Annotated in this window: 11 protein-coding genes; 6 read left to right on the top strand and 5 right to left on the bottom strand. The window is 61.8% G+C overall.

From position 1 onward, the window contains the following. Nucleotides 1–1798, top strand: a 1798-nt coding sequence (locus FEZ60_RS24630) for an isopeptide-forming domain-containing fimbrial protein (RefSeq protein ID WP_172937226.1), incomplete at its 5' end; no start/stop codon positions are given. An 80-nt stretch (nucleotides 1799–1878) separates the two neighbouring features. Here FEZ60_RS24630 and FEZ60_RS24625 read toward each other — a convergent pair. Then, complete coding sequence (locus tag FEZ60_RS24625; protein ID WP_172937225.1) at nucleotides 1879–3966, bottom strand: alkaline phosphatase PhoX; 2088 nt, start codon at nucleotides 3964–3966, stop codon at nucleotides 1879–1881. Between the two features lie 299 nt (nucleotides 3967–4265). Between FEZ60_RS24625 and FEZ60_RS24620 the strand changes: the two genes are divergently transcribed. The 4 genes from FEZ60_RS24620 to FEZ60_RS24605 are packed head-to-tail and all read left to right on the top strand — an operon-like array spanning nucleotide 4266 to nucleotide 7761. Beyond that, nucleotides 4266–5204: an ABC transporter ATP-binding protein gene (locus tag FEZ60_RS24620; protein ID WP_172937224.1), complete on the top strand. Its 939-nt coding sequence runs from the start codon at nucleotides 4266–4268 to the stop codon at nucleotides 5202–5204. Then, nucleotides 5201–5983 carry an ABC transporter permease gene (locus tag FEZ60_RS24615; protein ID WP_045065990.1) on the top strand — a complete coding sequence of 261 codons (783 nt, stop codon included), beginning with the start codon at nucleotides 5201–5203 and terminating at the stop codon, nucleotides 5981–5983. The genes FEZ60_RS24620 and FEZ60_RS24615 overlap by 4 nt, the downstream gene beginning before the upstream one ends. A gap of 21 nt (nucleotides 5984–6004) precedes the next feature. Further along, nucleotides 6005–7150: a histidine kinase gene (locus FEZ60_RS24610; protein WP_172937223.1), complete on the top strand. Its 1146-nt coding sequence runs from the start codon at nucleotides 6005–6007 to the stop codon at nucleotides 7148–7150. After that, the gene (locus FEZ60_RS24605) at nucleotides 7147–7761 is read left to right on the top strand and encodes a response regulator transcription factor (RefSeq protein ID WP_172937222.1); all 615 of its coding nucleotides are present in this window, start codon (nucleotides 7147–7149) and stop codon (nucleotides 7759–7761) included. The genes FEZ60_RS24610 and FEZ60_RS24605 overlap by 4 nt, the downstream gene beginning before the upstream one ends. Nucleotides 7762–7773: 12 nt before the next feature. Here FEZ60_RS24605 and FEZ60_RS24600 read toward each other — a convergent pair whose 3' ends face one another. From FEZ60_RS24600 to dapA, 3 genes are all read right to left on the bottom strand, one after another. Then, nucleotides 7774–8517 (bottom strand): amino acid ABC transporter ATP-binding protein, encoded by a 744-nt coding sequence (locus tag FEZ60_RS24600; RefSeq protein ID WP_033237041.1) that lies wholly within the window; start codon nucleotides 8515–8517, stop codon nucleotides 7774–7776. Nucleotides 8518–8521: 4 nt separating this feature from the next. Further along, a complete protein-coding gene (locus tag FEZ60_RS24595; RefSeq protein ID WP_172937221.1) occupies nucleotides 8522–10333 on the bottom strand; it encodes an ABC transporter substrate-binding protein/permease in 1812 nt (603 codons plus the stop codon). A 133-nt stretch (nucleotides 10334–10466) separates the two neighbouring features. Beyond that, nucleotides 10467–11375, bottom strand: a complete 909-nt coding sequence (gene dapA, locus FEZ60_RS24590) for a 4-hydroxy-tetrahydrodipicolinate synthase (RefSeq protein ID WP_172937220.1) — start codon at nucleotides 11373–11375, stop codon at nucleotides 10467–10469. 72 nt (nucleotides 11376–11447) lie between these two features. Between dapA and FEZ60_RS24585 the strand changes: the two genes are divergently transcribed. Beyond that, the gene (locus FEZ60_RS24585) at nucleotides 11448–12374 is read left to right on the top strand and encodes a LysR family transcriptional regulator (protein WP_172937219.1); all 927 of its coding nucleotides are present in this window, start codon (nucleotides 11448–11450) and stop codon (nucleotides 12372–12374) included. Here the strand turns inward: FEZ60_RS24585 and FEZ60_RS24580 are convergent. Next, complete coding sequence (locus FEZ60_RS24580; protein ID WP_172937218.1) at nucleotides 12354–13562, bottom strand: GTP-binding protein; 1209 nt, start codon at nucleotides 13560–13562, stop codon at nucleotides 12354–12356. The two genes, FEZ60_RS24585 and FEZ60_RS24580, sit on opposite strands and share 21 nt — an antisense overlap. Nucleotides 13563–13648 lie beyond the last annotated feature (86 nt).

Here is a 13648-nt window from a genome sequence, read left to right as displayed (position 1 = left end):
TAACGGTGCGGGTGAGGTCGCGCACTTCGATGATCTGCGTGGTCTGCTCGACGATGCTGATCTGGTTGCGGGCAGCTTGACTGCTGATGCTCCGTTGACTGCTGCGATGGTCGGTACGGATGGTTTCTCGGTGACGGGAACCCTTGCGGCCGGCGAGAGCAAGACGGTGACGTACACCGTCACGGTCAAGGCTGATGCCGATCGCGTTGCGGCGAATGCCGACAACACGGTGCTCAACTTCGTTGTTCCGGGTACGACTCCTCCGGTTGATCCTCCGGAGGTGTGTGATCCGGCGACGCAGCTGTGCACCGAGCATCCGGTGAAGGTTCCGGGTTTCACGGTCGCGAAGACTGCGGATCCGGTGTCGGGTACGAATGTTGCTGCTGGTCAGACGATCACGTACTCGGTGACGGGTGCGAACACGGGTAACACGACCCTTGATCCGGTGGTGTTGACCGATGATCTGTCGAAGGTTCTCGACAACGCGGTGTTGGTGGACGGTTCGCTCAAGGCAACTGTTGACGGTGTCGACGGTGCTGCTCCGACCCTGTCGGGTACGACGTTGAGTTGGACTGGTGCACTCGAGGCGGGTAAGTCGGTTGTTCTGACCTACCAGGTGAAGATCAACGACGGTGTTGCCGGCGGCGTTCTGATCAACAACAAGGTCACGGGTACTGCGAAGCCGCCGACCGGTCCGGAGATCACTCCTCCGCCGGTGACGACCGAACACCCGGTTGATGGCACTCCCGCAATCGAGGTACTGAAGTCCTCTGATCCGTCCACCACAAACCGTGTGGTTGGCGGCCAGGAGATCACGTACACGCTCACGTTCAAGAATGTGGGTACCGCGGATGGTGAGATCAGCTTCTACGACGATCTGACCGATGTTCTCGACGATGCAGTAATGACGAAGGATCCGGCTACCACTTCCACGCTGGTTGTTTCGGGTGTCGTTGACAACGTCTTCACGGTCACCGGAAAGCTGGCCAAGGGTGAGAGCGCGACAGTGACGTACACCGTCAAGGTCAATCCTGAGATCGGAACGTTGTCGGGTCCCGGATTCACTCCGGGTGTTCTGAACAACTACCTGGTGGTTGGTGGCGAGAACCCGCCGGTGGACTGTGTCCCAGGCGACGCTCTCTGCACCGAACACCCGATAGACCCGCCGGAGACCACCACTACGGTGCCGCCGACGACCACCACGACGCCGCCGGTCACGACGGAGCCTTGTGTTCCTCCGACGACGACCACGGTGGTTCCGACCACCACGGCTGCGACGACGACGGCTAGCGCGACCACTGCCGGTGATGCTGATGTGACCGGTACGGAGGAATCCACCACTACGGAGGAGACCACCACGGACGAAACCACGACAGAAGAAGTTGTCGCGGAAGAGATTGTGGATCCATGTGGCGTGACGACAACTACGCCGCCGACGACACCGGTCACGTCGGACCCGCCGACCACGACGCCGCCGACCACGACGGTGCCGGTTACGCCGACGATCATCATTCCCCCGATCGTCGTTGTTCCTCCGATCGTCATCCCGCCGACGGTTCCGGGTCAGCCGGTTACGACCACGGTTCCGGGACAGCCGAAGCCGCCGACAGCAACCCCGGGTCAGCCGAAGACGACGACGCCTGCTCCTAAGGGTGGAACGATCAACTCGGGTGGTGGCGCTGGTGAGAGTGGCGTGAACACCACGTTGCTTGCAGCGGGCGGATTGGTTCTGCTGCTGGCGCTGGGAACGGGTGTTGTTCTCCTGACGCGTAGGCGTCGCGAGGATGGTGACAACTGATTCTCGTGAGAATCTGAGGTAAACGATGTGGGGCAGATCGCAGAGTATGCGATCTGCCCCACAGTCGTTTTCGTGGAGTGTTACGAGCCGATCCGAGAGCCGTCCTTCTTCCAGGCGGCGACTACCGACGGGCGAGGCTGGGAGGCGCCGCCGTCGGGCCAATGGGAAGCGGGGCTTTCGATGCTGGCATCGTCGGTTTCACCGGGGTGCTGGACGCAGACGATGACGCGCTTCTCGTCCACGATGGGACCGCAGGTTTCGGCGCCGACGGGAACAGTGAGGAACTGCTTTGTCTCACCCCGATTTTCGCCTTCGAGGACGACGCTGAACAGTCCGTCGTTGGACTTCAGTGCATTACCGTCCGTCGAGATCCACAGGTTGCCGTGTGGGTCGAAAGCAAGGTTGTCCGGGCACGAGATCGGGCTGACCTTGCTCTTGTCGAATCCACCGAAGTAGGTATCAGCTGTAGCCGGATCTCCGCAGACGAGAAGAAGATTCCAGCCGAAGGTGGTGCCGGCGTGATCGTCGGCGATTTCGAGGACCTGACCGTTCTTGTTGTTGTTCCGGGGGTTTGCCTCATCGGCCGCTGCGCCGCCGTCGACTCCGCGCTTGGTGTTGTTGGTCAGCGCGACGTATACCTTGCCGCTCTTCGGGTTTGCCTCGAAGTCTTCGGGGCGATCCATCTTCGTTGCCCCGACCTTGTCACCGGCCTGGCGGGTGAAAACGGCTACCTCTTCGGCGCTCATGCCGTCGACCAACGATTCGCCCTTACCGTCTTCGCCGGTCCGCAGGATGGCTACCCACTCGCCGGTTCCGTCGAACTTACCGTCCGACGGCAGCTTGCCGGTTCCGTCGATCTCGCCGGCAGAGTTTCCGCTGAGCTTTGCGACGTACAGTGTTCCGGCGTCGAGCAGGGTCATGTTGTGGCGCATGGCCGCTTGGCTCTTACCGTCCTGCATCTTTCGGCTCGAGACGAACTTGTACATGTAGTCGAAGCGCTCGTCGTCACCGCTGTAAGCCACGACTGTGCCGTCGGAGGTGATGTAGATGGTGGCGGCTTCGTGCTTGAAGCGGCCGAGCGCGGTGTGCTTGACGGGAGTCGAAGACGGATCCCACGGGTCGACCTCGACGACGTATCCGAAGCGGTTCACCTCGTTGGGTTCTGCCACCAGATCGAAGCGCTTGTCGAGGCGTTCCCACTTACGTTCGGATGCACCGCCGGCCAGGCCGTATCGCTTCAAACGTGGCGCGACAATGGGATCGGTGACGGCCTCCGCATTGGCGAAGTACTGATTGAAGTTTTCTTCGCCGGAAAGCACGGTGCCCCAGGGGGTTACGCCGCCGGCGCAGTTGTTGAGCGTGCCCAGAACCTTGGTGCCGGTCGGATCGGCGCTTGTCTTGAGGAAATCGCTGCCTGCAGCAGGTCCAGTGACAAGGAATTCGGTTGTCCCGGTGATGCGACGGTTGTTGGCGCCGATTTCGGGAACCAGCTTGCCGGACCCGGCGTCGCCCTTGACCTGTACGACGGAGAGTCCGTGGCTGGCGAGGCCGATCTTGACCTGCTCTTCGGTGGGGTTCTCGGCGTCGTAGCCGCGGAACATTGCCGGTTCCGTGGAGTACTCGTGATTGACTACGAGCAGATAGGTGTTCGGCTGCCCCTCGACGGGCAGGAGGCCGGCGAAGTCGTTGTTGAATCCGAACTGCAGCGCCTGTGCTGCCGCGGTCTGGTTCTCGAAGTCGAAGGCCGGTGCTCCGGCGAGAACGGCGTCACCCCAGCGGATGACGACGCCCTGTTCGTACCCTTCCGGGACGGTAACCGCATCCGCTTTGTTGGGGGCGACGGCGGTGAAGTTGGTGCCGGCCGGCGTGCTCCCGGTGCCACCGTCGCTGCTGCCTGCCGAGCCGGTTCCGGGCGCAGCTTCGGCTGTTCCGTCCGAGCAGCCGGCGAGTGCGCTGCCCGCTCCGACCGCCAGCACTGCCATGCCACTGCCGCGCAACATGCCGCGTCGGCTCAGGGCAGCGCGGGCGATATCGCGGAAGTACGCACCTTCCGAGGTGTTGGGTACCTCGTGCGAGCAGGCGTTTCCACACTTGTACTGGCAGGTGATCGACGCGCGTGAGGACACACCGTCGTGTTTGACAAACAGTGCCAAAGGCTTGATAGCCACCGTGAACTCCCGAGATTCGTTGAATGGTCTCGGGAACCGTAGAAGCCGTAAGCGAGGGTAAAGGAAAGTCGAAATGAACGGGAAAACAATGAGGTGACCCTAAAACCTGGGTTCACCATGACATTTGTCATCGAAGAATCGTGACACTGTCATCCAAGTCGATGACGCCACGCACTGTTTTTGCAGCTCTCGGCCCACGAGGCTGGATGCATGAGAGAACCGCATGGAAGATTCCTGACCGACGTGATGGAACTGGGTCCGCCTGTTCTGCGCGGCTGGAACCGATCGGAGGCTGCGCGATGAAGGGCGATCCGGTTATCGAGGTTGAGGCCATGTCCCGGCGCTACGGTTCCGGAAAAGACGCGTTCTACGCGGTCCGCGATCTCGAACTGACTGTCGCGGAGGGTCAGCTGTTCGGACTGCTCGGAACTAACGGCGCCGGAAAGACATCCAGTCTCGAAGTAATCCAAGGACTTTCGCGGGCAACGGACGGATCGGTGCGCGTGCTGGGTATGGATCCGGTTCGGGAGCGCCGAGAACTCCGTCCGAGCTTGGGCATCATGCTCCAAAAGGGCGGCCTCCCTCAAGATCTCACAGCTCGCGAGAGTCTGTCGATGTGGGCCGGAACCTGCTCGAATCCCCTGCCGGTCGACGAGGTGCTCGAGCGAGTCGACATGCGCGATCGCAGCGACACCCGCGTGAAGTTCCTCTCCGGCGGCGAAGCACGTCGACTCGACTTGGCTTGCGCCATTATCGGCCAACCGCTCGTGCTGTTCCTGGATGAGCCGACGACTGGTCTCGACCCCGAAAGTCGGCGTAATACTTGGCAATTGATCGCGGAGTTGAAGGCCTCTGGCGTCACTATCATGTTGACGACGCACTACTTGGACGAGGCCGAGTCGTTGTGTGATCAGTTGGCGATCATGCACCGCGGAACCGTAGTGCGCAGTGGGACGGTTGCCGAGGTGGTGGCGGATCATCCTGCGCAGATCAAGGTGCGCAGGCCGGATCTCCTGCTTCCGAACCTGCCTGGTGCCGAGATGCGCGTCGAAGGTGACGTGGTAGTCATCACTACTGCCACCGTGCAGGAAACGCTCACCGATCTTCTGATCTGGGCTCAGCACAACAACGTGGCTTTGTCCGGGCTGGATGCGCGGGCAGCATCCCTCGAGACCGTATTTCTGTCCATAGCAGATCAATTCGACCATCACGTCAAACTCGAAGGGGCGCCGGTATGAACCGCATAGCAACTCTCTCTCGTGCGGAGTTCACCCTTCTGGGCCGAAACCGTCTGTTGCTCTTCAACGCTATAGTCCTACCTCTGATCTTCCCGATCGGAATTCTGATCATCTCGCGTGAGGATGGTCTGTCCGACACAGCGGTAGCGTCGGGCCTCGAGATCTTTGCTCTCTTCCTGCTCGTGTTCGTCGTGTTCTACAACCTGCTGTCGGTGTATTCGACGCGGCGCGACGAACTGGTGCTCAAGCGTCTGCGCACCGGGGAGTGCAGTGACGCCGAGATTCTGGCCGGCCCTGCAGTGCCGTCCTGGGTGCTGACGGGCCTGCTGACGGTGGTTGTAGGGATTGCCGTGGTGGTTCTGGGTGGGCGGGTGCCGGTCAATCCTGTACTGGTGCTGGTGGCGTTCATCGGTGGCGCTGCCGTGTTCACTGCGTTGGCACTCATCACCTCGGCGGTAACTCGCAATGCCGAAGCCGCGCAGATCACGTGCATGCCGATCCTCATTCTTGCAACTGCGGGGATGTCGAGCATCAGAAATGTCGTGCCGGACAACATCGCTCGCGTTCTCGACTTCACGCCGATGGCTGCGATTCTCGATCTCGTGAATCTGGGATGGGTAGGGCGTACGTCGTCCGAACTGGCTGACGACGGCGCCGTCGCAGCGAGTTTTGCAGACACTTTCGTATCGGCCGGTCAACCGCTATTGGTTCTGGTCGCGTGGATCGTCGGGTCGGTACTGATCGCCAATGTGTACTTCCGCTGGGAACCTCGCTCCTAGAACTCTGAGAAGGTAGTAGGCATGATTGCGGAGAGCTTCGGACGCTGGAATCCGACCCGAACGTGGCGAACGGCGTCCAGTGTCGACAAGGTTCGCCTGTACACGCGTCAGTCGTTCTTTGTCCTCGGCATTTTCTTCGGGATATTCGGCGGTATCACCGAAGCGGCCATGCATCGCTACCTCGGAGCGCTCTTCGTTGTGATCAGCGCGGCCGCAGCCGTTATCGCAGTGGATCGCATCCCCGAGTTGGGTGGGACCAGGACCGCATCGGTGAAGGTACCAGTGGTGGTCATGACCGTGGCGGCGCTCTGCTCTGCGGTTATTGCCTTACCGGCTGACGACGCGGGGCAAGGTCCGTATTTCTGGCTGGCGATGATCGTCCCGGTGCCGTTTGCGGCTTTGGTGTCGTGGCGATGGGTGATGCTGGGAGCAGCCGTTGCTGCCGGCGTGTGTGCGCTTGCCGGGCGACCCGAGATGGGCATCCTGGTGGCATGTGTGGTGGGTTTCATGACCTTCACGGTGCAGCTGTCGGTGTGGCTTTTGCGCATGGTCACCGAACTCGACGAGGCACGCGGCGCTGCGGCCGCACTGTCGGTAGCCGAAGAGCGCCTGCGCTTTTCGCGTGACCTGCATGACGTGGTGGGGCGTGCGCTGTCGGCAATCGCGGTGAAAAGTGATCTGGCAGCTACATTGTCGCGTCGCGGGGACGATCGCGCTGCCCAGCAGATGGACGAAGTGCGTGATCTCGCACAGGAATCCCTCGCCGAGGCACGCGAGTTGGTGCGCGGCTACCGATCCATTGCACTGGCGTCGGAGCTGGCGGGTGCGCGATCACTGCTCGAGGCGGCGGGAATTACCACCGACATACGCGGGTCCGCAGATGCCCTGCCCATCGAATTGGCGGAAACCGCAGCGTGGGTTGTCCGCGAAGGCGTGACGAACATACTGCGTCATTCTTCCGCGCAGCAGGCAGTTATCGAGGTAACAGGTGAATCCGTGTCGATAACCAACGACGGTGCAGTGCAACACCGCGCAGGTGACGGTACCGGTGTGAATGGGCTACGGGAACGCGTCACAGCTGTTGGTGGCATCCTCGAGGTCATCCACGATGAAGGTACCTTCACGCTGACCGCACATTTTTCCTCCCCGATCAAGGAGTCTCGGTGACCGAGCCGATCAAGGTATTGCTTGCCGACGACGAAAATCTCATCCGATCCGCACTTGCGATGATGCTCTCGCTCGAGGACGACATAGTTGTTGTGGCCGAAGCGGAATCGGGAGAAGCGGCCGTTGTCGCGGCGTCGGAACTGCAGCCGGACGTTGCTGTTCTGGATCTGCAGATGGCCGGTATCGACGGGATCGAAACGGCGCAGCAGATCGCACAATCCGTGCCGGGATGCGCGTCGATCATCGTGACGAGCCACGGCCGTCCGGGCTACTTGAAGAAGGCCCTCGCGGCCGGTGTCCGAGGATTCCTTCCGAAGACGACGTCGGCAACGACCCTCGCGGAAGTGGTTCGCAGCGTTCACTCCGGTGGACGATACGTCGACCCGTCGTTGGCAGCCGAAGCGATCGGCGCCGGTGATTCACCGCTGACACCGCGGGAAGCGGATGTGCTCGAGTACGCGGCCGACGGTGCATCCATCGAAGAGATCGCGACCCGCGCACACCTGTCGGCGGGCACCACACGCAACTACTTGTCTTCAGCCGTCACCAAACTCGGGGCGGCCAATCGACATGAGGCTGCGGTGATCGCCCGCCGACAGGGGTGGATTTAGGGCCGAAGGCCCCTACAACACCTGCGACAAGAACGCCTGCAATCGTTCCGTTTCCGGATCGTCGAAAAGCTGTTCCGGAGTTCCTGTTTCGACAACGGCGCCACGATCCATGAACAGCACCTTGTCGGAAACGGAACGGGCGAAGCCCATTTCGTGGGTCACGACCACCATCGTCATGCCGGATTTCGCGAGGTCTGCCATGAGGGCCAACACGCCCTTGACCAATTCGGGGTCGAGGGCCGATGTCGCTTCGTCGAAGAACATGACTTCGGGCTTCATTGCCAAGGCCCGGGCGATCGCCACACGTTGCTGCTGGCCACCGGACAGGTTGCCCGGGCGGGAATCCGCCTTCTCCCGCAGTCCCACCAGTTCGAGCTGCTCGAGGGCCAATGCGCGAGCCGCGTCCTTGGACAGTCCCTTGAGCTTGTTCGGTCCTAGCGCGATGTTCTCGGCCACCGTCTTGTGCGGGAACAGGTTGAAGTGCTGGAACACCATGCCGATGCGCTGTCGCAACTCGTCAGGGTTGTCCTTCAGGACGGACTTCCCGTCGAGGAGAACGTCACCCTGCTCGGGCTCGTGCAGGCGGTTCAGCACGCGCAAGAGCGTCGACTTGCCCGATCCGGACGGCCCGATGACGGTGACGGTATTGCCGGCGTCGACGTGGAGGTTGACGCCCCGCAGGACCTTGTTGGTACCGAAGGACAGGTGCAGGTCCGTGCCGGTGAGGGAGACGGATTTCAGTTCAGAGCTGGTCATGTCCTCAGCCCCTTTCCACGACGATGGCCTGCTCGAGCGGATCCAACGTGCCGGAAGTGTCGGCGCGTCCCGTCCGGAGGCGATTGTCGATGTAGTTGACGAGGTGGGTCAGCGGGATGGTCAGCGCGAGGTAGAACAGGCCGGCCGCGACGAGCGGTGACAGGTTTCCGGTCTGGGCGTTGAGGTCGCGTCCCACGGCAAAAAGTTCGCGCTGTGTGACGAGCAGTCCGAGGAAGTAGATCAGCGACGAGTCCTTGATCAGCGAGATGAACTGATTCATCAATGCAGGCAGAACGCGTCGTACACCCTGAGGAATGACCACAAGCGACATGGATTTGCGGTAGCTGAAGCCCAACGCGCGAGAGGCCTCGAGCTGGCCAGGTTCGACGCTCTGGATACCCGATCGGAAGATCTCGCCGATATACGCCGACGCGAGTAGCGACAGCGCCGCGACGCCCAGCCAGTACGGGTTGCTGCCGGTGATGTTCTTGACGATGGGGCCGACGCCCAGGCCGACGATCAAGATGATGACGACGGCCGGCAGGCCGCGGAAGATGTCCGTGTAGACGCGCGCCGGCCAGCGCAGCCAACGCGTCCGCGAGATTCCCGCGACTGCCAGCAGCATGCCCAATACTGTGCCGATAACGCCGGACGCGAGCGCCAGAATGATGGTGTTGGGCAGACCGGTCTTCAGGAGATCCGGGAACGCTTGCTTGTACAGCTGCCAGTCGAAGAACGTGTCCTTGAGCTGCTGGAACGTCGACTTGGGCTGGTAGGTCGTCGTCTCGTCCGTCGTGGCAGGCTTCTCGGCCGCGAGGGCGGCGAAGTCCGGCAACTCAGGCGTCGCGGCGGCCTTGGAGCCGGGCTTCCAACCCTCGGGAAGTTCGCGCGGAACCCAGTCGGAGTAAAGCTCGGCCCAGGTTCCGTCGGCGATGACGGCGTCGAGACCCGAGTTCAGGGCGTCGATGAGCGGCTGGTTTTCCTTGTTCACTGCCCAGCCGACAAAGTTGTTCACCGAGAAGGTGTTCTGGATGATCGACGTGGGATCACCCGGGGCGATGGCGCCTTCGGCCTGCTGTGACGGTGCGACCCAGGCGTCGATCTGGCCGGATTTGAGGTTCGCGTACGCGGTTGCGTAGTCGGGGAACTTCACCGGATCGAGCTTCAAGGTGTTGACGACGTAATCGTCCTGAACCGTTCCCTGTACGACGCCGATGCGTTTGGACGCGTCCAGATCGCCGAAGCCGGTGATGGGGCTGCCGTTGGGCACGACGAGGGAGAAGTAGCCGAAGTCGTAGCCGTTGGTGAAGCCGACGGTATTACGACGCTCATCCGTGGTGGTGATGGACGAGGAGCCGACGTCGAAGCGGCGTCCGGCGACCTGCGCGAGCAGACCGGCAAACTCGGTGCCGACAAACTCGACCTTCAGGCCCAGCTTGTCTGCGATGGCTTTGAGGAGCTCGTTGTCATAACCGGTGTACTGATTCTCGGAGTTGACGCAGATGCTCGGCGGCGCGTCGCCGAGCGTGCCGACGGTGATGACACCCGGTTTGATCAAGTTGAGTTTCGAGATGTCGATCTGGTCGATCGGGGTGACGGTGGCCGTGGTGTATCGGTCTTCGGCGCCCGCACCTGCGGCTGCGTCCAGGTTTGTGGGCGCTGCGGTTGCAGCTCCCACTCCGGGAGGCGCACACAGGTCTGTGGGGGCTGCCGATGATTCCGAACTGCTCGAGCACGATGACAGAGTTAGCGCCAAGAGTGCGGTGAGGAACAGTGCCACCACCAAGCGGATCTTCGCTGCGACGGAGGAAAACATGCGAGCAGCGTAGTCCTAACCGTAGCGATCTCCGGGTGGAAGAACGCTTGCAGATTTTGGACATCAGGCTTCTGCACTGGGCGCACGCTTTCAAATCAGCGTGATTTTAAGTATCAGCGGGTGCGGGAAATGGTCAGACTGTAATCGACAGAGTACCCATTGCTTCGGTGAGGCGACGCCGGTGAGCGGGCGGCGACTCGATCAGCGGAAGGCGCACGCCGGCGTACGGGATGATTCCGAGTTCTGCCAGGGCGGCCTTGGCCATGACCGCACCTTGGGACGTGCGCATGATGGCGTCCACGATCTCGAGTAGCGAGCTTTGGACAGCGTTAGCGGAGCTGAGGTCGCCGACCCGGACGGCGCTGATGAGTTCGGCGTTGCGGTCGGCGAGGACGTTGCCCACGACGCTGACCACGCCTGCGGCGCCACACGCGAGGTAGGGCAAGTTGAGTTCGTCGATACCGCAGTAATAGGCCAGCGATGTTCGGGACATGACCGTCATTGCTTCGAAGAGGTCGCCCTTGGCATCCTTGACCGCCCGGATCAGGGGGTGGTCGGAGAGTTCGATCAGTGTGGAGGTTTCCATGGCGACGCCCGTCCTGGCGGGAACGTCGTAGAGCATCACGGGCAGTTCGGTGGCGTCTGCAACCGCGACGCAGTGGGCCACGATTCCGGCCTGAGTCGGCTTGGAGTAATAGGGGCAGACGAGAAGCAATGCGTCCGCGCCCGCTGCCTCGGCGTCGCGGGCACGTCGGATGCTGTCGGCAGTGTTGTAGGTGCCGACACCAGCGATCACCCGAGCCCGATTGTTCGACTGTGCGCTCACTGCTCCGACCAATCGCGTCATTTCGGGTTCGGTCAAGGTGGGCGACTCGCCGGTGGTTCCACCGACGACGATGCCGTCACATCCGGTGCTCAACAGGTGGTCGACGAGACTGGTGATGCCCGATTCGTCGAGCGTTCCGTCGGGGCGCATCGGAGTCACCATGGCGACGAGGTTGGTGCCGAAGAGTAGTTCGGCGCGGTGCTGCGAAATGGTCATGAAGTGATCGTGCCTGTGCCGATACCTTCGGTCCAGCAATGGTTTTTTCGCGATATTGCGTAGCCTGGCTTCATGATCGATGTCGGAGCTTTGCGGGCGCTGCGGTCGGTGGCCGCTCTCGGAACGCTGGCGCGAGCCGCAGAGGAACTCGGGTTCACAGCGTCGGCGATATCGCAGCAGATCAAGAGGCTCGAGCGTCAAGTCGGTGTACAGGTGCTTGCGACTGCAGGCCGCGGAGTTGTGCTCACTCCCGCAGGGCAGGCCATCGTCGATTCGGCGCCCGATGTGTTCGACGCACTGGAGCGTTGCGTCGAAGCGGCACAGTCGGTTTCGGACGGTGCGCCGCGTGGAGTACTCCGCGTAGCGGCATTCTCGACAGGAATCCGGGGGCTGCTTGCGCCGGCGATCGTGCGATTGTCGACCGAGTGCCCGGACTTACAGGTGCGCGTCACCGAACAGGACCCGGACCAGGCGCTGCACAGCGTCGACGCCGGTACAGCGGACTTTGCGGTTGTTCACGATGCCGATGGATTGCCGCCTTCGCTTCCTTCATCGCTGGCCGAGCGTCACATTCACACTGATGTCGGTGATGTCGTGATGAATCGGACGCATGCACTTGCGCAGCTCGACCGACCTCTGACCAGTGCCGACCTAGCGGGTCACGCGTGGGTGACAAGTCCGCCGGGGACCGTGTGTCACCAGTGGTTCCGACGGTTGTTCGCCGACGTGGGCGAGGATGCCGATGTGCGACATCTGGTCGACGACTTTGCCACGCAGCTGTCGCTGGTTTCTTCGGGAGAGGTGATCGCTTTGATTCCTCGCCTTGCCCGTCCGCCGTTGGGGGAAGAGTTGGTGTCGCGGCCACTGGCGCGGGCGCCGAAGCGTGAGGTGCATGCTGCGTGGCGCCGAAGCGCGGATTCCAGCCCGGCGATTCGGGTAGTGCTGCAAGCCCTTGATCCGGCAACCCTCGGTGACGGCTCAGGGGGCCGCAGCGGTTGACTCGCTGTGTCCGGCTCCGAGTGGGTCTTGCCACGTGGTCCACACGTCTGGCCCGAGTTCGATCTCCGCTGTGGTGAGTAGGCAGGCATCGAGTTCTCTGCGTAGTCGAACCGGGTCGATGCCCTGGCCGATGAAGACGAGCTCCTGCCGGCAGTCGCCGACGGGTTCTTCCCACTTGTCGAGGATTCCCGAACGACGGTAGTCATCGGCGGGCCAGAGATCGTCGGAAAGAAACTTCCACCATCGCCCGACGTATCCGTGCCGGATGAGATGTCCTGCCTGAGAAATACTCCCGATTTCGGTGAACCGGAAGGCATTCCAGAAATAGCCCTTGGCGCGAAGTAGCCTTCCGTTTGTCCACTCGCTCGTGAGGAAGTCGTGTAGCCGTTGTGGGTGGAAGGGTGCGCGCTCGCGGTACACCACCGAACTGATTCCGTACTCTTCGGTTTCGGGCGTGTGTTCACCTTGGAGTTCTTGTAGCCAGCCAGGGGCCTGCGCAGCTTTCTCGAGGGAGAACAAACCGGTATCGAGAATGGTGTCGAGTGGGATTCGGCCATGACTCATCGGCACTATCGCGGCAGTCGCATTCAAAGATCGTAGGACCGCTGTCAGTTCGATCAGGTGTTGTGGCGTCACGAGATCGGCTTTGCTCACCAGGATGACGTCGGCAAATTCGATCTGATCGACCAGCAGATCCGCGATGTCTCGTTCGTCTTCTGGGGCATCGGTGTCGACGCGACCCCCAGCCGCGTAGTCACGGAGAAAACTGTGTCCGTCGACGACTGTCACCATGGTGTCGAGGCGAGCGATGTCCGCCAGAGCGTGACCGTCGGTGTCGATGAAAGTGAACGTTTCCGCGACGGGCAGCGGTTCGGAAATGCCCGAAGATTCGATGAGAAGGTAGTCGAAGCGACCGTCGGCGGCCAGCGCTGCTATCTCAGCGAGAAGGTCTTCACGCAGGGTGCAGCAGATGCAGCCGTTGGTCATCTCGACCAGTTTCTCCTGAGATCGACTCAGCGATATCTCGCGCTCGACTTCTGCACTGTCGATGTTGATTTCGCTCATGTCGTTGACGATCACCGCCACTCGTCGGCCCTCACGATTACGCAGAATCTCGTTGAGGAGTGTCGTTTTCCCGGCTCCCAGGAAGCCTGAGAGCACCGTGACCGGAAGTCGTGTGTCGACCATGATTTCCAGAGTCCTTCCGGATGAGTGGATCGCTGTGGTTTGGCGGCGGTCGTGCAAAACGCTGGGATCGCATGACCGCCGCCTGG

It is taken from the genome of Rhodococcus sp. MS16 (genome assembly GCF_013277795.1).
GTDB classification, from domain to species: Bacteria; Actinomycetota; Actinomycetes; order Mycobacteriales; family Mycobacteriaceae; genus Rhodococcus_F; species Rhodococcus_F globerula.
This window is presented reverse-complemented; position numbering and strand designations above follow the sequence as displayed.